Origin of the sequence: Paenibacillus sp. 598K, from assembly GCF_003851045.1 — a bacterium.
Taxonomy (GTDB): domain Bacteria; phylum Bacillota; class Bacilli; order Paenibacillales; family Paenibacillaceae; genus Paenibacillus_D.
The window spans coordinates 18,702-39,205 of sequence record NZ_BFBX01000049.1 but is presented as its reverse complement, the minus strand read 5'-3'; the positions used below and the strand labels follow the sequence as shown (position 1 = coordinate 39,205).

Below are 20,504 nucleotides of genomic sequence, written 5' to 3'. Positions count from 1 at the left end.
CAATAATACCTCTATTTATGCTTCAAAGCCCGTGCAATCGGGATTTTAATGCAAAAGTGCAGTTGTTTTAGGGAAAAGTCACACATCAGGCGAATTCAGCTTCATTTAAGTGCGCATTTGCATTTATTTCCGTTTTTCTACCCTGTTTCGCCACAAATAAAGGTACTTTTACCTTTAACCTATCCCGGCCTTTATTTGGGTAAAACGTGAGATGGAGAACGTTCATTTGGAGCAATCTACTAGCTAGGTGTCTGGTTAGCGTCAGGCTAGGCGGTTAGGGTCAGGCTAGGCGTCTGGCTGAGCGGCGGCGACTGCGTGAGTCCGACGCAGCTTGACGATGCAACGGCCATGCATCACGGACGCAGCCGTACCGGCTTCGTCACCGACAGCGGTTGGCACAAAGAAGAGACCGGGCGATACGACGGATCGTATCGCCCGGTCTCTTTGGGTTATGCGGCGAAAGTGCAGTTATACAGGCGATTGGTGATAATGGGGGCCGACTGCGTGCGCGATGTGAATCGTCAGCCCGGGGCTGACGTGCAAGGCGCGACGTGGATCGTCAGCCCGGAGCTGACTGCGGTGGGTCGACAGGGATCGCCAGCCCAGAGCTGACGGCAAGGGGCGCCGTAATTCGTTACTCTGAAGAGAGCAGTCGACAGCCCTCCCATGACAACGTTGGGCTGGACCGTCAATCTGCCGACCGCCGGTTAGCCGTACCGTCGCTTCCGCCGAAGCCGCTTGCCGGCGTTCTTGAGAGAGAGCAACGGCAGTCTGCCCCACCAGAGCAGCTCGGCTGCCATTCAGTGCAGCGTCTGCAGCGCCTCCGCGCCGAATGGCTTCAGCTCCTCCGTGCGGCCCTCGCGGATCTTGGCGGCCCACTCCGGGTCCTGCAGCAGGGCACGGCCGACTGCCACCAGATCGAACTCGCCTTGCTCCAGACGCTCCAGCAGCTGGTCCAGACCTTCGCGCTGCGCGCCCTGACCCTCGGCGAACAGGCGGGTGAATTCGCTGTCCAGTCCGACCGAGCCGACGGTAATGGTCGGCTTGCCGGTCAGCTTCTTGGCCCAGCCGGCGAAGTTCAGCGAGGAGCCCTCGAACTCCGGCTCCCAGAAGCGGCGAGTCGAGCAGTGGAACATATCGACGCCCGCTTCGACGAGCGGCGCGAGCAGCTCGCCGAGCTGCTCGGGCGTCGCTGCCAGCTTGGCCTGGTAATCGCTCGATTTCCACTGCGACAGGCGCAGGATGATCGGGAAGTCGGGACCGACCGCCTCGCGGCAGGCAGCGACGACCTCGATGGCGAAGCGTGCTCTGGCGAGCATGCTGCCGCCGTACTCGTCTGTCCGAGCGTTGGTCTGCTCCCACAGGAACTGGTCGATCAGGTAGCCATGCGCGCCATGCAGCTCGATGCCGTCAAAGCCGACCCGCTTGGCCGCTGCGGCGGCGTCGGCGAAGGCCTGGATGAGACCGGCGATATCATCGGCGGTGAAGTGGTTGACATCGCCATGCGTGCCCATGTGCCAGATCTGCGGTACGATCTTGCCGCCCACGCGATGAACCTCCTGCACGACGTTGGCCCAGCCGGCCAGCGCCGCCTCGCCGTGGAAGTGAGGGACGGAAGGTTGATTGGACGCCTCGGGATGATCGATGACCGTACCCTCCGTGACGATAAGGCCGACGCCATGCTCGGCGCGGCGACGATAGTAGTCGGCGACATTTGGACCAGGCACGCCCTCCGGCGAGAAGCCCCGCGTCATCGGAGCCATGACGATACGGCTCGAGAGCGTCAACGAGCCGACGGTGAAGGGAGTGAACAATGCTTGAACGGATGTGGATGGGGACATAATAAACCTCCAGTAGATAGTTTGAGTTGCCCCGTTAAGGAGCCATCAGGGAAAATGCGGTATCGACTACAGCGGCGGTATGGTCGGGGTCTGCGCCGGATTTGGCCATCACCTGAGCGCCGCGGATGACATTGGTCAGGTAAGCCGCCAGCTCGTCGGCAGGATGGCGTGCGGTTACTTGCTGCTCAGCCTGCGCACGGCGGATAATCCGCGTCAGGATGCGCTCGGTCTCGGCGTACATCATCTCTGTCTCGCGTCGCACCTCCTCGTCGCTGTCGCCGAACTCCAGCGCGGTATTGAGCATGAGACAGCCTCTGCAAGTCTCTCCGCCCTTCAAGATGAAATCTCGGATGGACTGCAGCTGCCTCAGCGGCGGAGCGTCGGAGGCGGCCAGCGCCTCCAGCCGGGTGACGTTATCCTCGCGGTAGAGCGTCAGCGCCTGCAGGAACAACGCCCGTTTGCTGGCGAAGGCGCCGTATAGACTTTGCTTTTTGACGCCTGTCGTCGCGGTAAGATCGTCCAGACAGGTCGTCTGGTAGCCTTTCGCCCAGAACACTTCCATACATTGGCGGAGAGCAACCTCCGCATCGAATTCTCTTTTTCTGCCCATAGGCGTACTTTATCATTTCTTGACTACTCAGTCAAGAATGGCATCGGCAAAAGCGCATCCCCTTGCGAAGATGCGCTTTGCGCGCCTGATGCGATACCTCGCCGTCAAGCTGAGCTGGTGCGATGAATCCCCGCCAAGCGGGGCCGATGCGATGAATCCCGCCAAGCGAGGCAGATGCGATGTCTTGCTTGTCATTGTCAAGCAACAGCCCGATGCGATTTTCCGCAGCCAGCCGCGGCTCAATATAGCGATGAATAGCGTTCCCGCTACCGCTGCCACACATCGGCGTATTCGACGTTGCGTCGGAACTGTGCCTGCACGTAGGAGCAGGCGGGGACGATTTTTTTGTGCTCGAGGCGGGCGGCCGAGGCCAGACGTTGCAGCAGCCGCTGCGCGATATCGCGCCCCCTGTACTCCGGCGTCACATACGTATGATCGGCCGCCCATGTATGCTCGTCGATCGGCGTATAGGTGATCTCGCCGACCAAGCCCTCGCGGCCATAGATGACGAAGCCGTTCCCCTCCTTGACCAGCTCGAACCTCTCCGCTTTGGCGTCGGCGTTCGCCGGCTCGTCGGTCTGGAACGTCTCACGCAGCTCGCGCATGTCGCTTCGCGTCTGCTCGCGCAGCTCGTTCACGTTCGCTTTGCCTTCCTCCATCGAGGCGCTCAAGCCTTCGCGGCTCTCCCGCAGCTCGCCGAGCACATGCTTGATCTGGTCGGCGGATTGCTTGGCTAGCTCGACGGTCGTTTGAATTTCGGTCTTCATCGTATCGGTTGCTTGCTTGATGTCATTTATGTTTTCTTGCAGCTCTTGGATGGGCTTTTTCATGGATGAACCCTCCTTGCGATGTCAGGATGTATTCATCTATACCCGTTTTCGCTGGTTCATACACATGTCTAGCCGTCGGCTTCCTGCATTCAGGAACGGTCTACTATTGCGCATCAAGGTTCCCGGAATCAGCCTTAGTCGGTTTTCAGCACATGCTCGGCGATGTTTTTGCTGTGGTCTCCGACACGTTCGAGATTGCTGATGATGTCGAGGAAGATCGCGCCCGAGTTGCCAGAGCATAGATTTTGGTTGAGACGGGCGATATGGGCGGCGCGGAAGTCCTTTTCCATCCGGTCCAGTTCGGCCTCGCATGCCATAACCTCTGCCGCAGCCTCTCGGTCATGATGCTCCAACGCATAGATCGCCTTGCCGACGGTCTGATCCGCCAGCTCCATCATCTGCTTCAGCTCCTGCTCGGCCTCGTCGGAGATGTCGACCTTGTTTTCCGTGCAAAATTGCGTCAGCTCGACGATATTTTCGGCGTGGTCGCTGATCCGTTCGATATCGTTGACCGTATGCATCAGACCGCTTGCCCGTTCAGAGTCCGCCTCGGGCAGGCCGTTTTGATGGATTTGCACCATGTAGTCCGTAATTTTGCGCTCGAGCTCGTTGACGAGCTGCTCCTTTTGCAGCGCCTTGTTGGCCAGCTTGGCGTCCTTCCGCAGGAAGTAGCCAGCCGCGTCCTCCAGCGCCTCGCGGGCATACTTGCCCATCCGCAATATTTCGTGCTGCGCTTGCCCTACTGCCATCGATGGCGTCGCCAGCAGACGGTTGTCGAGGAATTTGGGCGCGAACTCGAGATCCTCCATCTTGCCTGGCACGAGCTTCGTGACGATCCAGGCGAGGAAAGGGATGAGCGGGAAGAAGATCATCGTGTTGGCGACGTTAAATGCGCCGTGCGCATAAGCGATCTGCAGACGCACATTGACATCCGCGCCGACCCACATAATGAAGTTGTACATAAGCGGCAAGGCGGTCATAAAGATAATCACGCCGAACACATTAAAGACGACATGGACAAGCGCTGCGCGCCGAGCGGCGACCGATGCGCCGATCGAGGCGAGTACGGCCGTGATGGTCGTCCCCAGGTTGTCGCCGAACAGGATCGGCAGCGAGTGCCGGAAGCTGATCATCCCTTCATCGGCCAACGTCTGCAGGATGCCGATCGCAGCAGTAGAGCTCTGGATGATGACAGTGAAGATCGTCCCGGCGATCAGGCCGAGGATCGGGTACTGCGACATGTCGACGATAAAGTCGGAAAAGGCCGGCAGGCTGCTGAGCGGCTTGAGCCCGCTGCCCATCGTCGAGAGCCCAAGGAACAGCATGCCGAAGCCGAACACAACCTGCCCAACATACTTGACCTTCTGGCGTCCGACGAAGAAGAGCAGGATCGCGCCGAGACCGATGATCGGCAACGCGTAGGATTCGATCTTGATGCCGACGATAAACGCCGTCATCGTCGTCCCGATATTGGCGCCCATGATGACGCCGATCGCCTGGCGCAGCGTCATCAGACCCGCATTGATAAGGCCGATCGCCATAACGGTCGTGCCGGTAGATGATTGGATAAGGATCGTGACTACGATGCCGAACAACACACCCAGGAACGGGTTGGAGGTGTACTTTTCCAATAAACCTCGCATTTTGTCGCCGGCGGATTTCTGGAGGCCATCCGACATATACTTGATGCCGAACAAGAAGATGCCCAGTCCGCCTATGAATTTAAATGCTACTTCCTGCCAATCCACTTACTCTCCCCCTGTAACGAAAGATGGTTTCGTGCATACCCGTCCTATTATAAAGGAGTTTACGAAAGGTTAATATTCTTTTTCAGAAACAATCGTGTCGAAAGATGAAAAATTCCTCATTTGGCGACCAACCCTTCCGGCAAGCTTCACATCGGCATGGTATAGTAAACAAAAAGCCTCCCGAAGGAGGCGCTGAACAAAAAGAGAGGTGAATCAGATGCAGCCATTCACTGCTGCCGTCATCCGCATCATCCAGGCGATCCCGGCGGGCAAGGTGATGACCTACGGTCAGGTCGCCGCAGCCGCGGGCCAGCCGCGAGCGGCCAGGCAGGTCGTCCGCATCCTCCACAGCATGAGCGAGGCGCATGCGCTGCCCTGGCATCGCGTCGTCAACCGGCTCGGCGAGATCGCGATCGGCGACCCCGACGGCCGGATGAGCCAGGAGCTGTCGCTGGACGCCGAGGGCGTGACGACCATCTCGGGCCGCGTCGATCTGGCGGAGTATCGCTACGAGCCAGCGGACGCCGAGGAACTGGCCGGGGATAGCGAGTAGTATGGGGCACGTCCAACGCCGTGCCGCCAGCCTCAACTCGCCGATAGGCGATCCGGGACTGGCTTACCGGACAGAGTCCGGCAGGTGTCGGACGTGGCGGGTCAGCTGCGCAGCCGCTTGCGAACCTCCGACGGCGAGGAATGCTTGGCCTTCTTGAAGGTGCGGCTGAAGTAGTAGATGTCGCTGAATCCGACAGCGAGCGCGATCTCGGAAATCGTCATGTCGGTGTTGTGGAGCAGATACTCGGCCTCGCGCAGCCGGATGTCGATGACGTATTCGGTGACGGTGCGGTCGGTCAGCTCCTTGAAGATGCGGCTGAAGTGAAAACGGCTCAGTCCGGCCAGCTCCGACAGCTGCGCCACCGAGAGCTCCTCGTCGTAGTGTGATTCGATATAGCTCAGCACCGGCTGGAAGCGCTCCAGATTGTGGCGGCGCTGCTCGTAGTTGCTCTGCGGCAGATGAGCCTTCACATGCCGGCGCATCAGCAGCGTCAACATGCGGAACAGATGCGACTTTACCGATAGCTCGTAGCCGAGCTGACGCTCGCCCATCTCCTGGATGATCGCGTACATGCATTCGGAGACATCGGCGTCGCCGCTTAATTTATGGTGGAAGACGATCTGGTTGCGCACGATCGGCGTGATAAACTTGGTCTGCGCCGCATCCAGCGAAGCGCTGTTCAATAGCGCCGGGTCGAGGATCATTACATAATAGGCCAGATCGTCGGAGTGGCTGAAGCCGCTGTGCAGATCATGGCTGCCTATGATGACCAGGTCGCCTTCATGGGCGGTGAAGCGCTCGGAGTTGCATTCGACCGCCAGCGCGCCGCTCTGGACGAACAGGATCTCCATATGCTTGTGCCAGTGCGTCGGGAACATCAGTCTGCCGTAGCCTTTGGCCTTGCTTAGATTGACCTTGATCGGGAAGTCCGGGTTGGGCATATCCATCGGCTCTTGCAGGGCCGGCGGCTTCTTCATGGTGTCCCTCCTCCACATGGTGGCATCGTGCATCGGAATGCAGCATACATAGCACAATAGTACAAATGTAGAGCAGTCTACATCATGGAGACGCTCTCTCCCTCATTATATGATATAGCCATAGTCTAATGCGAGCAGGAGGAGATATTGGTTATGAGTCGATACAAAATTGGTGTCATCGGCGCCGGTTCCATCTCGGATATGCATCTGGGCGCTTACAAAAACAATCCGGAGACGGAGATCTACGCGATCTGCGATCTCAATGAGGAGCGGGCCCGTCAGAAAGCCGAAAAATACGGCGCAGCTCATGTCTACACCGATTACAACGAGCTGTTGGCCAACCCCGACATCGATGCGGTAAGCATCTGTACGTGGAACGATACGCATGCGCAGATCAGCATCGCCGCTGTACAGGCCGGCAAGCATGTGCTCGTCGAAAAACCGCTCTGCCGCACCGTTGAGGATGCGCTGGAGGTACAGAAGCAGGTGCGCGCCTCGGGCAAGATTCTCCAGGTCGGCTTCGTCCGCCGCTATGATCCGAACGTGCAGATGCTGCGCGAATTCCAGGACAACGGCGAGTTCGGCGAGATCTACTATGCCAAGGCGTCGCTCATCCGTCGTCTGGGCAATCCGGGCGGTTGGTTCGCTGACATCGAGCGCTCGGGCGGCGGTCCGCTGATCGATATCGGCGTACATGCCATCGACCTGTGCTGGTACATGATGGGCCGTCCGGCCGTCAAGTCGGTCAGCGGCAACACTTACCGCAAGCTCGGCAACCGCGCCAATGTCCGCAACCTGGCCTTCTACAAGGCTGCCGACTGGAGCGCCGACAACAACACCGTCGAGGATATGGCCAATGCGATCATCCGCTTCGAGAACGGCGCGTCGCTGATGGTCGATGTCAGCTTTACGCTGCATGGCAAAAACGAGGCGATGATTCGTCTGTACGGCGAGAAGGGCGGCATCGAGATCGAGCCGGCCGTATCGATCGTCACTGAGAAGTACGATACGATCCTCAACATCACGCCGCAGACCGACCATCCCGGCTTCCAGTTCGAGGCGGCATTCCAGGCGGAGGTCGATCACTTCGTAGACTGCATCTCCGAGGGCAAGGAGCCGATCAGTCCGGTCGAGGACGGCGTCGAGCTGATGCGCATCCTGCGCGCCATCTACGAGTCGGCCGAGACAGGCAAGGAGGTGCAGCTGTGAAGCTAGGGGTCAGCACATACAGTCTGTACGGAGCTACGCAGTCGGGCGAGATGACAGTCCTCGACGTCATCGATTACATCGCCGAGATCGGCGGCGAGCATGTCGAGATCGTGCCGCTCGGCTATACGCTGGCGGGCAATCCCGAGCTGGCGCAGCAGATCCGCGAGCGCGCTGCTGCGCGCGGCCTGGATATCTCCAACTATGCGGTCGGCGGCAACTTCAGCGGCAAGACGGCAGACGAGGTAGCAGCAGAGGTTGCGCGCCTGAAGGGCGAGGTCGACGCCGCGGCATCGCTGGGCGTCTCGCTCATGCGGCATGACGTCGCTTCGTCGCCGGACATCTCGATCGGCCACTTCCTCGAGGAGCTGCCGGTCATCGCTGCCGCCTGCGCCGAGGTCGCTGACTATGCGGCGACCAAGGGCATCACGACGAGCGTCGAGAACCACGGCTACTACGTCCAGGCGAGCGACCGCGTCCAGGCGCTGGTGCGCGCCGTCGACCGGGCCAACTACAAGACGACGCTCGACATCGGCAACTTTATGTGCGCCGACGAGGATCCGGTCGTCGCTGTGGCCAAGAACATCGGCATCGCCTCGATGGTCCATCTGAAGGACTTTTACCTGCGTCCGGCTGCGGATCGCAAGGGCGAGGGCTGGTTCCGCACCTCGCACGGCAACTATCTGCGTGGCGCGATCGTCGGCGACGGCGATATCCCGATGCGCGAGGTGTTGCGGATCGTCAAGCAATCGGGCTTTGACGGCTATCTGTCCATCGAGTTCGAGGGCATGGAGGAGTGCAAGCGGGCGACCCGTCTGGCGCTTGCCAACGCGCGCGCGATCTGGGACAGCATCGAAGCTGCGGAGTAAGCGAGCAGGGTAAGCAACGATCACGATTACTTAAGGGAGGGCACTTGCCATGAGTTCAATCTACAAGCACAAAATCGGTGTCATCGTCGACAGCTTCCGCCTCGGCGTCAAGGAAGGCCTCATCAAGTCCAAGGAGGTCGGCGCAGACGGCGTGCAGATCTACGCCGTACAGGGCGAGATGGACCCGGATAATCTGAGCACGGCGCAGCGCAAGGAATGGAAGGACTTCATCGGCTCGCTGGGGCTGGAAATCTCGGCGCTCGTAGGCGACCTCGGCGGTCATGGCTTCCAGGACGCTGCGGCCAATGCAGCCAAGGTGGAGAAGTCCAAGCGCATCCTCGATCTGGCGGTAGAGCTCGGCACCAACGTCGTTACGACCCATATCGGCATCGTGCCGGAGGACGAGAACAGCGCCATCTATGCAGCGATGCATAAGGCATGCGACGAGCTGAGCAGCTATGCGACCTCGATGGGCGCGTACTTCGCGATCGAGACCGGCCCGGAGCGCTCGGCGCATCTGAAGCATTTCCTCGATCAGCTTAGCTCCAACGGCCTGTCCGTCAACTTCGACCCGGCCAACATGGTCATGGTCACCGGCGACGATCCGGTCGAGGGCGTCTACAACCTGCGCGACTACATCGTCCATACCCATGCCAAGGACGGCATCCAGCTGCGTCCGGTCGAGGCGCGCGACGTCTACGGCATGCTCGGCTATGACAAGAACGAAGGCATGAGCCACGAGACGATGGCGCTCCTGGCCGAGCAAGGCGAAGCGTTCCGCGAGGTGCCGCTCGGCGAAGGCGCGGTCGACTGGCCGGCTTACCTGGCTGCGCTGACCGACATCGGCTACAAAGGCTACCTGACCATCGAGCGCGAGGTCGGCACCAACCCGTCGGAGGATATCTCCAAGGCGGTGCAGTTCCTCAAGAAGCTTCAAGGTCAATAATCACGTCTCATAGCTCCACTGCGACAGCAGAGCACCCCCAAGGTCCAGCGACCTTGGGGGTATTTCTGTTGTGCACCCCAACACAGTGCCATTACAGCACAACAGCGTTCCTTATCCCTCTCGGTCCTCGTTGCTACAATGAGGGTACATAGACTTGGCATAGACACATGCGACCGGTCAAGATGAGGAGGATGCTTGTGAGACGACTGCGTACCGGGATACATGACCACCACCCGATAGGCTACCTGTTTGTACTGCCCAGCATGCTGGGGATTACGATGTTTTATCTCGTGCCGGCGATGATGTCGCTGGTGATGATGTTTACGGATTATTCGTTTATGAACCGGGATCAGTGGAGCTTCACCGGACTCGATAATTTGCAGCGGCTAATGGAGGACCCGTCGTTCCACAATTCGGTCGGCAAGACGCTCGTCTTCCTGCTGACCGTGCCGGCGTCGATCCTGCTGGCGTTCCCCGTAGCGTATCTGCTCAACCAGAGCGTCTATCTGCAAAAGCTGCTGCGCACCTTGTACTTCCTGCCCTACATTATGAACGGGGTAGCGATCGCCTTCGTCTGGATGCTGCTCTTCCACCCGAGCATGGGACCGATCAACGGCGCGCTGCGGCTCATAGGCATCGCCGACCCGCCGGGCTGGATGGCGGAGACGAGTACGGCGATCTATGCCGTGGCGATCATCCAGGTGTGGATCATGATCGGCTACAACATGATCATCTATCTCGCCGGGCTGCAGGACGTGCCCAAGGAGCTGCTCGAGGCGTCTCGGATCGACGGCGCGCGGTTGTGGCATACGATCCGCTACGTGACGATCCCGCTCGTCTCGCCGACGACCTTCCTGCTGCTGATCACTGGCTTCATCTCGGCGATCAAGACGTTCGGCATCATCCAAGCGACGACCGGCGGCGGTCCCGGCGAGTCGACCAGCGTCCTGTCGATCTATATCTACAAGACCGCCTTCCGCTACTATGAGATGGGCTACGCCTCCGCGATCTCGTGGATGCTGTTCGCCATCGTCATGCTGATCATGCTGCTTAACTGGATCGGCCAGCGGCGCTGGGTGCATTACTGATGGAGGAGGTCCGCCGATGAAATCAACGATAACCGCACAGCGCGCCAGCGCTGCGCCTACCAAGACCGCCCGCCAGAGTCGCGCCGCAGGACTGCGGCCAGGCAAGACGCTGCTGACCGCGCTCATGCTGGCGCTCGGGGTCATGCTGCTGCTGCCTTTTGTATGGATGATCTCGACCTCGTTCAAGACGCCGCTGGAGGTGTTCGAGTTCCCGGTGAAGTGGATTCCCGAGCAATGGATCTGGCGGCATCATATTAATGTGTGGACGGGCCCGATGAACTTCGTGTCCTTCTATATGAATTCGCTAAAGGTGTCGATCATCTCGACGGTCGGCGCGGTCGCCTTCGCGGCGCTCGCCGCCTATGGATTCTCCCGGGTCAAGTTCCGGGGGCGGGAGCCGATGTTCTTCATCTACCTGTCGATGATGATGGTGCCGCCGCAGATTTTGTTTGTGCCCAAGTTTGTCCTCTTCGAGTGGATGGGCATCTACAACACGCATCTGGCGCTTATTCTGCCGGGCATGTTTACGATCTTCGGCGTCTTCCTGCTACGGCAATTTTTCGTCACGGTGCCGCAGGAGATTAGCGAGGCGGCGTTCATCGACGGCGCTGGCCATCTGAGGATTTTCTGGCATGTCATCCTGCCGTTGGCGCGGGCGCCGCTCGCGACGTTGACGATCCTCGACTTCTCCTGGCACTGGAACGACTACGAGAATGCCCTCATCTTCCTCGTCGACAAGGGGCTGTACACCGTACCGCTTGGCTTGCAGAACTTCGTCCTCGAGAACTCCGTCGACTACAACGGCATGATGGCGGCGGCCACGGCGGCGATGATCCCGATGATCCTCGTCTTCCTGATCGGCCAGCGCTTCATTATCGAGGGCATCGCCAGCGGCGCCGTCAAGGGCTGAGCGAGCTTACATTATCAACTGCAGAGGAGCATGCACTATGGCACAACAGATTCGCGAAACGTATGATGTCGTCGTCGCCGGCGGCGGACTAGCCGGGTTCTCGGCGGCGGTCGCTGCCGCCCGGCAAGGCGCTCGAACTTGTCTCGTCCAGGATCGCCCCGTATTCGGCGGCAACTCGTCTTCAGAGATCCGGGTATCGCCGCATGGTGCGGCGTGCTTCCACGCCTATGCTCGGGAGACGGGGATCATCTCCGAGTTGCTCATCGAGGAGCGGGCGCGCAACCATGAGCTGATCACCGAGAACGGCTGGACGAACAGCGTGTGGGATATGACGATGTACGATCTGGCGATGCAGACCGAGGGGCTGACCTTCCATCTCAACACGTCGCTGCTCGGCGTCAACATGGACGGGGCGCGCAAGGTCGAGTCAATCCGCTGCTACACGCACAATGCCGAGGTCGAGTTGATCCTGAGCGCCACGCAGTTCATCGACTGTACGGGCGACGGCGTACTAGCCGACCTGGCAGGCTGTGAATGGCGGATGGGCAGCGAAGGTCGCGACGAGTATGGGGAGCCGCATGCGCCCGAGCAAGCGAACGGCGAGGTGATGGGCAACTCGATTCACTTCAAGGCCAAGGATATGGGCCGTCCGGTGCCGTTTACGCTGCCGGAGTGGGCGATCCGTTACGAGGACGCGAGCTTCTTCTATGAGCAGGGCCGTCCGCCCTACGATATTCGCAGCGGTTATTGGTGGCTAGAGATTGGCATCCCGTGGCACACCATCGACGATGCCGAGCAGATCCGGCATGAGCTGACGCGCCATACGCTTGGGGTATGGGACTGGATCAAAAACCGCGATCCGAACACCCGCGAGCTGGCGGCCAACTATGCGCTCGACTGGATCGGCCAGGTGCCGGGCAAGCGGGAGAGCCGCCGCATTATGGGCAAATATTTAATGACCGAGCACGACCCGATGAACCGCACTGCCTTCGACGACGAGATCGCCTTTGGCGGCTGGTTCCTCGACCTCCATACGCCTGGCGGGCTGCTGGCGCCGACCAGCGAGCCATCGAGCGCAGAGCAGTATGACGAGACGACGGACTACGCGGTCAAGAGCTACTGCGGCCCATATGGCATCCCGCTGCGCGTCTGTATGTCCAAGGACGTGGACAATCTGATGATGGCCGGACGCAATGTGAGCGTCACCCACGCGGCGCTCGGCACCGTCCGGGTCATGGGGACGACGGCGCTGATGGGCCAAGCTGTCGGCGTCGCGGCGGCGACGATGGTCCGGGAGCGGCTGAGTGCCGACGAGCTGCTGGAGCGCAGAGTGACGGATATCCAGCAGACGCTGCTGCGCGATGGCTGCTTCCTGCCTCATGTGCGCAATGAAGATGCGCGCGACCTCGCCCGTCTGGCGCAGGTGAGCGCCAGCAGCGAGGCGGTCTCGCATGGTGTCGGACCGCATAGCTCGGGCACGGCCGAGCATCTCGTCGACTGGAAGGAGACGAAGCCCAAGCCGGCGGAGCCGCCTGCCCGTCCATATGATCGGGACCGACTGGCGCACCGCGTCGGACAATGGATCGCCGTCGGCGATCGCCCGGTCGAGCGGCTCGAGGTAGCGCTCGCCAATCTCTCGGGCGAGCCGCAGCAGGTACAGGCGCGCATCTATGCAGTCACGGACATCTGGGACTACCGCAGCGAGCCCGGGACGCCGCTGGCGGAGGCGGTGCTGGAGGTGCCGCGCGGCGACGAGCTCTGGCTGCCGCTGGAGCTGGATCTCCAGCCGGGCCGGGACTTCCCGGCGCACAGCTATCTGCGCATCGACCTGCTGGCGCATCCTCAGGTCGCCTGGCTGCGGGCCGGCACGGTCATCCCCGGCCATACAGCGGCTTATGAGATCGGTCAAGGCAAGATGCGCAGCATCAAGGAGAACCGCAGCTTCCGCATCTCGCCGGCGCAGAATTGCTACGCGCCTGCGCTCGTGCAGAGCGGCGTGACGCGGCCGCACCGGTCGACCAATCTGTGGCGCTCCGACCCGCAGCAGCCGCTCGGCCAGTGGCTCGACCTGCAGTGGGAGTCGCCGCAGCGCATCCGGCGCGTCGAGCTGACCTTCCCGGGTCATCTGTACCACGAGTATCACAACTACCCGCCGTTCTATCGCGATCCCCAGTGTGCCCGCGCCTACAGCATCCTGGCCTGGCAGGACGGCGCATGGGTGGAGGCGGCGACGAAGCGGGACAACTACCAGCGTCGCAATGCGGTCGACCTCGGCGGCGACGGCGTCCTCACCGACCGGCTGCGCGTCCTCGTCCACGAGACGAACGGCGATCCGTCGGCGGCCATCTACGAGATCCGTTGCTACAGCTGACAGCGACTGTGACAGCGAGCAGCTGTCGAGGCTAGACCGCTCGTCGTCGGCGAACGATCGTTGCGGTGCAGAGTAGCGTGAGGCTGGGGCAGGACAAGAGCGACAGGACAAGATAGACAAGACAAGAGCCACAGGCCATCCATAACGGGGGCCTGTTTGGCCTTAATAGCCGGGCATGGGGGCGGCGTGTCCGTCACGCGCTTGTGCTGGAGGCCGGGAAGTTGGGGAAAAGGCGGTTCGAAGGAAAATTTCTTTCGCTCGCGGTCCAGTCGGTGCCAGCGGAGTGAGATGTATGGCGGAGGGCGCAACAGGCTGGCCGTCCCTCCCCCTGGCCAGCTCTCGCGCAGGCTGGTCGCTCTTGGTATACTGGTCATGGCTAATTACTCTCGTACGGAAGGACAGAGCGCAGGTGAACTGGAGACGTTGGTGGCCCGAGAGCTTGAAGTACCGTATGTTTACAGCTTATATTCTGCTCGTCGTCGTCCCGTTCTCGGCGCTGTGCGTGATCGGCTTCTCACAGATCGAGCAGGTGCTGAAGCAAAACCAGATCGGCCAAAATTCGCGCGAGGTCGAGAGCTTCCGCAGCGACCTGCTCGATCTGACCGGATTGATGACGCGCTCGCTTATCCTCATCTCGCAGAACCCGTCTTTTGAGCAATATCTCGGTCCTGAGGGGCAGGAGGCGCCCCATGAGGCGAGACGGGAGATCAACCGCAACCTCGATTCGCTGGCCAATTCCTTTTTTCTGTCCACGCCTTCGGTCTATATGACCGTCGTCGATCGTTACGGCAGCGCCTACTTCAACTATACGCCGCGCCAGGCGGTGGACGGAGCGGCGCTGTACGAAGAGATCGCCGCCCGGCTGGCGGCTGACGGCGGCCAAGGGAGTTATTACTGGCAGGAGGCGGCGACCTATGTTGTCAAGGACATCGTGTCGGCCGGGACGATGCTGACGATCGACGCGCTGCTGCTCGATGATCGGCGCGAGCCGTTCGGGGCGCTGCGGATCAGCATCGATCACGAGCGTTGGCTCGGGCAATGGGCGCGCGCGGCCGACCCGCAGGCCGAGTACCTGGTCATCCGTGGCGGCGAGCATACGATCTTCCGCAGCCGCACGACCGCGGAGCTGCCGCAGGAGCTGTCGACCCGGCTCGGCGCGCAGCTGCAGGCGCATCCCGACAGGCCGGTATATGAGACGGTCGACGGCGAGGCGGCGATGGTGCTGGCCAGCTATATGCCGTCTCTCGACTGGATGCTGGTGAAGAAGATCTCGCTGGAGGAGCTATTCGCCGAGACCGATGCGATCAAGCGCAATGTATTGCTGGCCGTGCTGGCGCTGACGCTTGTCTTCATCGCGGCGACGCTGCTGCTCTCCTCGGCGGTCACCAAGCCGCTGCACAAGCTGCGCGTCCAGATGAGCAAGGCAGCGGACAACGAGCTGCGGGTGACGCTGCCGACCGAGCCGTATAGCGGCGAGATTCTACATCTGCTGACCAGCTTCAACCGGATGATCGCCGATATCCAGCAGCTCATCTACCGGCTCAAGGTCGAGGAGCGGCAAAAGGAGTCGGTACGCTTCCAGATCCTCGTCTCGCAGATGGACCCGCACTTCCTGCTCAACACGCTCAACCTGATCAAAAGCCAGGCGCTCAAGCACCAGGATCGCGTCACCTTCGACATCTGCGTCTCGCTCGGGATGCTGCTCGAGACGAGTCTGAACACCGAGGTCGATCTGGTGCCGTTGACGCAGGAGATCAGCTTCACGGAAGCATATATGCACATCCAGAATACCCGGTTCAACCAGCGCTACCGGCTCGAGCTGAGCTATGATCCGTCGCTCGCTTACGCGCTGGTGCCGAAGTTCACGCTGCAGCCGCTCGTCGAAAATGCGATCATCCATGGCTTCGCCGATATGCCGGATGGCGGCGAGATCGCCATCCGCATCGAGCGCAGCTCGGACCGCGAGCTGCGGCTGCTCGTCAGCGACGACGGTCGCGGACTGGAGGCGGCGCGTCAGGCGGCTGCCCGCTCGACGACCAAGCGCAAGCGCAAGGGGATCGGACTCGACAATATCCGCGAGCGGCTGGAGCTGCTCTACAAGGGCGAGGCGGCGCTCGAGCTGTACCCGGCGACGGATCGTGGCGGCACGACCGTAGAGATCCGGCTGCCGCTACTCGTATCGGCGCCATATCAGAGGGAGGGACAAGAGGATGTATAGCGTCTATCTTGTAGAAGACGAGCCGCATGCGCTCGAGATGCTGAAGCACCTGATCGTCTGGGAGAAGCATGGCTTCACGGTCAAGGGCGAGTACGGCAACGGCGCAGAGGCGTATGCGGCGATGCAGCAGGAGCGCCCGGACATCGTCATCACGGATATCGTCATGCCGGCGATGGACGGCGTCGAGCTGCTGCGTCGCAGCCGCGAGGCGGGCTGGGATGCGGCGTTTATCATGCTGACATGCATGTCGGAGTTCGAGTATGCCCAGCAAGCGCTCGAGCACGGAGCGATCGGCTACGTGCTGAAGCTGTCGCTGCGGCCGGAGCGGCTGGTCGAGCTGCTGGCCAAGGCGCGGACGGCGCTGGAGCAGCGGGACAAGTGGCGCAAGCTTGATGCGGTCAGCCAGGCGGTGCAACGCGAGACGGGCGAGGCGAAGGAGCGACTGACCGATCATCCGCAGGTGGACCGGATCGTCGCGTACATCTCCGAGCATTACAGCCGCGAGATTACGCTCGGCGAGCTGGCGCGGCTCGTCAACATGGAGCAGACGTATGTGAGCAACGTCTTCCGCAAGAAGACCGGCCATACGATCACCAGCTTCACCCAGAAGGTGCGGGTCGAGGCGGCGGTCCACGAGCTGCTCGTCAGCACGCTGCCGATCTCGGTCATCTCGGAGCGCTGCGGCTTTGCCAACGACAACTACTTCATCAAGGTGTTCAAGCGCTGGACGGGCAAGACGCCCAGCGATTTCCGGCGCTCGTAAGCGCCGCCTCTCCCCCAAAAAAAGTAGCATCGCAACCCAACAGCGCGCCTGTCGCAAGCGCAGGCAGGCATGGTACACTCATTTTTGAAATCGCTTACATTAAGAATGAAAAAAAGGAGGAAGTATGAGGAAATGGTGAAACGAAAACAACGCGCATCGGCGCGTCATTGGCGACTGCGGGCAGGTCTGATCGGCTTGCTCGTATGCCTGTTATGGAGCGGTCTGGCAGAGGGGTGGTCCGTCCCGAACGCGGCGGCTGCCGATCGCTTCGACGTGCTGCGCGAAAGGTGGAAGACGCTGCTGACTGGAGGCGCTGCCGCTGCAGGCAGCGATGCGGATATCACGGTCAAGCGGGCGGCGATCGATGCGCTGGCCCAGTCCCGTTGGGATACACTGCAGACGTCGCCAACGCGAGCCTGTCTGTGGACCGATCTGTGCAGTACGACCATATCGAGCCATATCACCGACAGCTACGGGCGGCTCAAGGATATGGCCATCGCTTATGCGACGCCAGGCAGCACGCTGGCGGGCGATCCAGCGCTGCTCGCCGACCTGCTGTCGGCGCTCGACTGGATGCACGCCCAGCGCTACAACGCCAGCGCGACTCCCTACAACAACTGGTGGGACTGGCAGATCGGCGCGCCGCTGCGGCTCAACGACCTGATGGTGCTGCTCTATGACGAGCTGGGCACGACGCGAATAGCCAGCTATGCGGCGGCGATCGAGGCGCGCTCGCCGATCGTCGAGATGACCGGAGCGAACCGGGTGTGGAAGATTACGGTGGTCGGGCTGCGCGGTGTAATCGTCAAGGATGCGGCCAAGCTGGCGGCGGCGAGCAACGGACTGAGCGACGTGCTCTCGTACGTCACCTCGGGCGACGGCTTTTATGCGGACGGCTCGTTTATCCAGCACTATCGCTATCCGTATACGGGCGGCTATGGGCTGTCGCTGATCAGCGATATCGCCGGGGTACTGTACCTGCTCGACGGCTCGGACTGGCGGGTGATCGATCCTCGGCTGGGCCATGTGTACCGCTGGGTGCGCGAAGCGTTCGAGCCGATCCTGTACAAGGGCGCGCTGATGGATATGACGCGGGGACGCGAGATGTCCAGAGCGCCTTATCAGGACCACTATGCGGGCAATCGGGCGACTCAGGCGATCCTGCGGCTGTCGCAGACCGCTCCGGATGCCGAGCGGCCTGCACTCCAGCGTCTCGTCAAGGCGATGATCGCCGAGGATACGTATTACCCGTTCTTCGAGAAGAGCACGATGTACAACATCGTCCTTGGCAAGCAGCTGATGGCCGATCCGACGGTCGTCCCGCGCGAGCCGCTCGTCATGAATCGCGTGTTCGCAGGCATGGACCGCGTCGTCCATCTGCGCGAAGGCTTCGGCTTCGGCATCAGCATGTCGTCGGCGCGCGTCTTCAACTTCGAGGCGATCAATGGCGAGAATCTGAAGGGCTGGTTCACCGGCGATGGCATGACTTATCTGTACAATGACGATCTGTCCCACTACAGCGACGATTACTGGGCTACGGTCGATCCGTATCGGTTGCCCGGCACGACGATCGATACGAATCCGCGGCTCAACAGCTCGGGCTATGAGTATCTGAGCCCATCGCATTGGGTCGGCGGCGTCATTCTGGACGAAGCCTACGGCGCGGCAGGCATGGAGCTGGACGCCTGGGGCAATACGCTGAGCGGACGCAAGTCGTGGTTCCTGTTCGACGAGGAGCTCGTCGCTCTGGGCGCGGGTATCGCGAGTACTGACAACCGGCCGATCGTCACCAATGTCGAGCATCGCAAGCTGGCAGGCCCCGGCACATCGCCCTTCACGGTCGATGGAGCGGCTGCGCTGACGACAGCTCCGGGCGCTGCCGAGACCGTGACCGGGGCGCAGTGGGCGCATCTGGCGGGCGATATGCCGGGCTCGGATATCGGCTATTACTTCCCGGATGGGGCAGACCTCGAGGTGCAGCGCACGCTGCGCGAGGGCAGCTGGCGACAGATCAATGCGACCGGGCCGGAGACGCCGATCAGCCGCGTCTACCAGTCGATCCGGATCAACCATGGGCCAAGTCCCGTCGACGCGACTTACAGCTACGTGCTGCTGCCGGGGCTGTCGAGCGCTGAGGCCGAGGCCTATGCGGCCAACCCGTCGACGACGATCCTGGTCAATACCCCAGCCGTGCAGGCGGTGCGTCAAGAGACGCTGCAGGCGACGGGGGCGAACTTCTGGACGACTGCCGGCGGTACGGCGGGAGGCATCACTAGCAGCGGGCAGGCGTCGGTGATGACCCGCGTCAGCGGCGACGAGCTGCGGATAGCGGTCGCCGATCCGACCCAGCAGGCGCAGGATTATCTCGTCATCGAGCTGGAACAGCCAGCACAGTCCGTCATCTCCACGAGCTCTGGCGTCTATGTGACGCGGCTGTCGCCGACGGTGCAGCTCCATGTCGATGTCCAGGGCGCGCGGGGCGAGAGCTTCGAGGCTGCGTTGCGGCTCGCGCCGCCGCCGGCATCGCCCGACTCGCTGCCGGATCGCAGCGATTGGCTGTTCCACGACGACTTCGCCTACGGCACCGCGCCAGGCTGGGAGCCGATGAGCGTCGCCGCTTCCGGTACTGTGCCGGCATGCGGCGCGGCGCACTGGAGCGTCGCTCGCGCAGAGGCGCTCGGCGGGGCCTTTGCGTACACGACCAACCAGCCGGCAGGCGAGTGCCGCAGTCTGATCCGAGGCGTGAGCGCTGCCAATTACAGCATCGAGCTGACGGGCGCGGCGACGCCCTGGAGCGCCGGAGGCAGCGCGCTGAGTCTGATCGGCCGCTACGTCGACGCGCAGAACTATTACCGCTTCGGCTTCACCGCCACCGACGCGGCAGGCAACGGCAACTGGCGCATCCTCAAGCGCCAGGGCGGCGTATGGACCGTGCTCGCGACCAGTTCGGCAACGAGTGCGGCTGCTGGCTCGTCGTACCGCGTCAAGGCGGAGCTGCAAGGCTCGCAGTTGCGCTTGTACGTCGACAGCGGCAGCGGCTATGCGCTGCAAGCGTCAGTCACCGACGCCAGCTTCGCGTCGGGACGCAGCGGCCTGCTCACCTACAAGGGCGGCACGCAGGCGCAGGAGGTGCTGCTGCGCAAGCTAACGCCTTGACCACGCAATATTAATTGTTTGGCCAACTCTTCAAGGTTTTATCGGAGGTATGCATCATTAAGTTTTATCTTGTATGGGCACAAGCTCCTCTGTGCCCAACAAGAGCCCTTCTGCCTTAATAAAGCTGCTCAAAAGCAGCCGAAGAGGCACGGGATCGAATCTGTAGAAATGAAATGGTCGCCTAAGAGCTTTTCGCAGAAAAGCTAGCTTCGGAAGCATACGCTGTCCCCGGATTTCAACCGCTAAAGCGGTTAGAAATAATGAAATCGAAAGATCGATCCCGTGACCGTAGGCCCGCTTTTGAGCCTCCCCCGCGTCCCAAAAATGTCGCATTACATCCCAATAGCGTTTCTGTCGCCACGGTCGTCAGGATGATAAGATAGAGCAAGCAACAGAACAGACCGATTCGCAAGGGCTG

Annotated in this window: 16 protein-coding genes; 11 read left to right on the top strand and 5 right to left on the bottom strand. The window is 61.3% G+C overall.

Features of this window, described 5'->3' with window-relative positions; all coding sequences use genetic code 11:
- The first annotated feature begins 315 nt into the window (after positions 1 to 315).
- Positions 316 to 612 (top strand): hypothetical protein, encoded by a 297-nt coding sequence (locus tag PA598K_RS15630; protein WP_128657862.1) that lies wholly within the window; start codon positions 316 to 318, stop codon positions 610 to 612.
- A 188-nt stretch (positions 613 to 800) separates the two neighbouring features.
- On the opposite strand, the gene PA598K_RS15625 is transcribed toward PA598K_RS15630, so the two are convergent.
- The 4 genes from PA598K_RS15625 to PA598K_RS15610 form a co-directional block, all read right to left on the bottom strand.
- Positions 801 to 1,841 carry an NADH:flavin oxidoreductase gene (locus PA598K_RS15625; protein WP_185602007.1) on the bottom strand — a complete coding sequence of 347 codons (1,041 nt, stop codon included), beginning with the start codon at positions 1,839 to 1,841 and terminating at the stop codon, positions 801 to 803.
- 34 nt (positions 1,842 to 1,875) lie between these two features.
- A complete protein-coding gene (locus PA598K_RS15620; RefSeq protein ID WP_128657860.1) occupies positions 1,876 to 2,451 on the bottom strand; it encodes a TetR/AcrR family transcriptional regulator in 576 nt (191 codons plus the stop codon).
- 266 nt (positions 2,452 to 2,717) lie between these two features.
- Positions 2,718 to 3,281 (bottom strand): GNAT family N-acetyltransferase, encoded by a 564-nt coding sequence (locus PA598K_RS37990; protein WP_260405434.1) that lies wholly within the window; start codon positions 3,279 to 3,281, stop codon positions 2,718 to 2,720.
- Positions 3,282 to 3,415: 134 nt separating this feature from the next.
- Complete coding sequence (locus PA598K_RS15610; RefSeq protein WP_128657859.1) at positions 3,416 to 5,029, bottom strand: Na/Pi cotransporter family protein; 1,614 nt, start codon at positions 5,027 to 5,029, stop codon at positions 3,416 to 3,418.
- Positions 5,030 to 5,246: 217 nt separating this feature from the next.
- Here PA598K_RS15610 and PA598K_RS15605 point away from each other — a divergent pair, with 217 nt between their 5' ends.
- A complete protein-coding gene (locus PA598K_RS15605) occupies positions 5,247 to 5,582 on the top strand; it encodes an MGMT family protein (protein WP_128657858.1) in 336 nt (111 codons plus the stop codon).
- 101 nt (positions 5,583 to 5,683) lie between these two features.
- On the opposite strand, the gene PA598K_RS15600 is transcribed toward PA598K_RS15605, so the two are convergent.
- Entirely contained in the window at positions 5,684 to 6,559 is an 876-nt protein-coding gene (locus PA598K_RS15600) for an AraC family transcriptional regulator (protein ID WP_128657857.1), read from the bottom strand.
- A gap of 153 nt (positions 6,560 to 6,712) precedes the next feature.
- Between PA598K_RS15600 and PA598K_RS15595 the strand changes: the two genes are divergently transcribed.
- From PA598K_RS15595 to PA598K_RS15555, 9 genes are all read left to right on the top strand, one after another.
- Positions 6,713 to 7,768 carry a Gfo/Idh/MocA family protein gene (locus tag PA598K_RS15595; protein WP_128657856.1) on the top strand — a complete coding sequence of 352 codons (1,056 nt, stop codon included), beginning with the start codon at positions 6,713 to 6,715 and terminating at the stop codon, positions 7,766 to 7,768.
- A complete protein-coding gene (locus PA598K_RS15590) occupies positions 7,765 to 8,634 on the top strand; it encodes a sugar phosphate isomerase/epimerase family protein (protein ID WP_128657855.1) in 870 nt (289 codons plus the stop codon). The genes PA598K_RS15595 and PA598K_RS15590 overlap by 4 nt, the downstream gene beginning before the upstream one ends.
- A 49-nt stretch (positions 8,635 to 8,683) precedes the next feature.
- Positions 8,684 to 9,580 (top strand): sugar phosphate isomerase/epimerase family protein, encoded by an 897-nt coding sequence (locus tag PA598K_RS15585; RefSeq protein ID WP_128657854.1) that lies wholly within the window; start codon positions 8,684 to 8,686, stop codon positions 9,578 to 9,580.
- Positions 9,581 to 9,777: 197 nt separating this feature from the next.
- Complete coding sequence (locus PA598K_RS15580; protein ID WP_260405433.1) at positions 9,778 to 10,668, top strand: carbohydrate ABC transporter permease; 891 nt, start codon at positions 9,778 to 9,780, stop codon at positions 10,666 to 10,668.
- A 16-nt stretch (positions 10,669 to 10,684) separates the two neighbouring features.
- A complete protein-coding gene (locus PA598K_RS15575; RefSeq protein ID WP_128657852.1) occupies positions 10,685 to 11,578 on the top strand; it encodes a carbohydrate ABC transporter permease in 894 nt (297 codons plus the stop codon).
- A 37-nt stretch (positions 11,579 to 11,615) separates the two neighbouring features.
- Positions 11,616 to 13,949, top strand: coding sequence for an FAD-dependent oxidoreductase (locus tag PA598K_RS15570; protein WP_128657851.1), 2,334 nt, complete (start codon positions 11,616 to 11,618; stop codon positions 13,947 to 13,949).
- 409 nt (positions 13,950 to 14,358) lie between these two features.
- Positions 14,359 to 16,167, top strand: a complete 1,809-nt coding sequence (locus PA598K_RS15565) for a sensor histidine kinase (RefSeq protein ID WP_185602006.1) — start codon at positions 14,359 to 14,361, stop codon at positions 16,165 to 16,167.
- Entirely contained in the window at positions 16,160 to 16,930 is a 771-nt protein-coding gene (locus PA598K_RS15560) for a response regulator (protein ID WP_128657849.1), read from the top strand. Before PA598K_RS15565 ends, PA598K_RS15560 begins: the two co-directional genes overlap by 8 nt.
- A 132-nt stretch (positions 16,931 to 17,062) precedes the next feature.
- Positions 17,063 to 20,086: a polysaccharide lyase 8 family protein gene (locus tag PA598K_RS15555; protein ID WP_185602005.1), complete on the top strand. Its 3,024-nt coding sequence runs from the start codon at positions 17,063 to 17,065 to the stop codon at positions 20,084 to 20,086.
- The last annotated feature ends 418 nt before the right edge of the window (positions 20,087 to 20,504 follow it).

Excerpts from the sequence above, each read along its gene's own strand:
- PA598K_RS15625 (WP_185602007.1), bottom strand. The coding sequence starts at position 1,841 with ATGTCCCCATCCACATCCGTTCAAGCATTGTTCACTCCCTTCACCGTC.
- PA598K_RS15620 (WP_128657860.1), bottom strand. The coding sequence starts at position 2,451 with ATGGGCAGAAAAAGAGAATTCGATGCGGAGGTTGCTCTCCGCCAATGT.
- PA598K_RS37990 (WP_260405434.1), bottom strand. The coding sequence starts at position 3,281 with ATGAAAAAGCCCATCCAAGAGCTGCAAGAAAACATAAATGACATCAAG.
- PA598K_RS15605 (WP_128657858.1), top strand. The coding sequence starts at position 5,247 with ATGCAGCCATTCACTGCTGCCGTCATCCGCATCATCCAGGCGATCCCG.
- PA598K_RS15600 (WP_128657857.1), bottom strand. The coding sequence starts at position 6,559 with ATGAAGAAGCCGCCGGCCCTGCAAGAGCCGATGGATATGCCCAACCCG.
- PA598K_RS15595 (WP_128657856.1), top strand. The coding sequence starts at position 6,713 with ATGAGTCGATACAAAATTGGTGTCATCGGCGCCGGTTCCATCTCGGAT.
- PA598K_RS15585 (WP_128657854.1), top strand. The coding sequence starts at position 8,684 with ATGAGTTCAATCTACAAGCACAAAATCGGTGTCATCGTCGACAGCTTC.
- PA598K_RS15575 (WP_128657852.1), top strand. The coding sequence starts at position 10,685 with ATGAAATCAACGATAACCGCACAGCGCGCCAGCGCTGCGCCTACCAAG.
- PA598K_RS15570 (WP_128657851.1), top strand. The coding sequence starts at position 11,616 with ATGGCACAACAGATTCGCGAAACGTATGATGTCGTCGTCGCCGGCGGC.
- PA598K_RS15560 (WP_128657849.1), top strand. The coding sequence starts at position 16,160 with ATGTATAGCGTCTATCTTGTAGAAGACGAGCCGCATGCGCTCGAGATG.
- PA598K_RS15555 (WP_185602005.1), top strand. The coding sequence starts at position 17,063 with ATGGTGAAACGAAAACAACGCGCATCGGCGCGTCATTGGCGACTGCGG.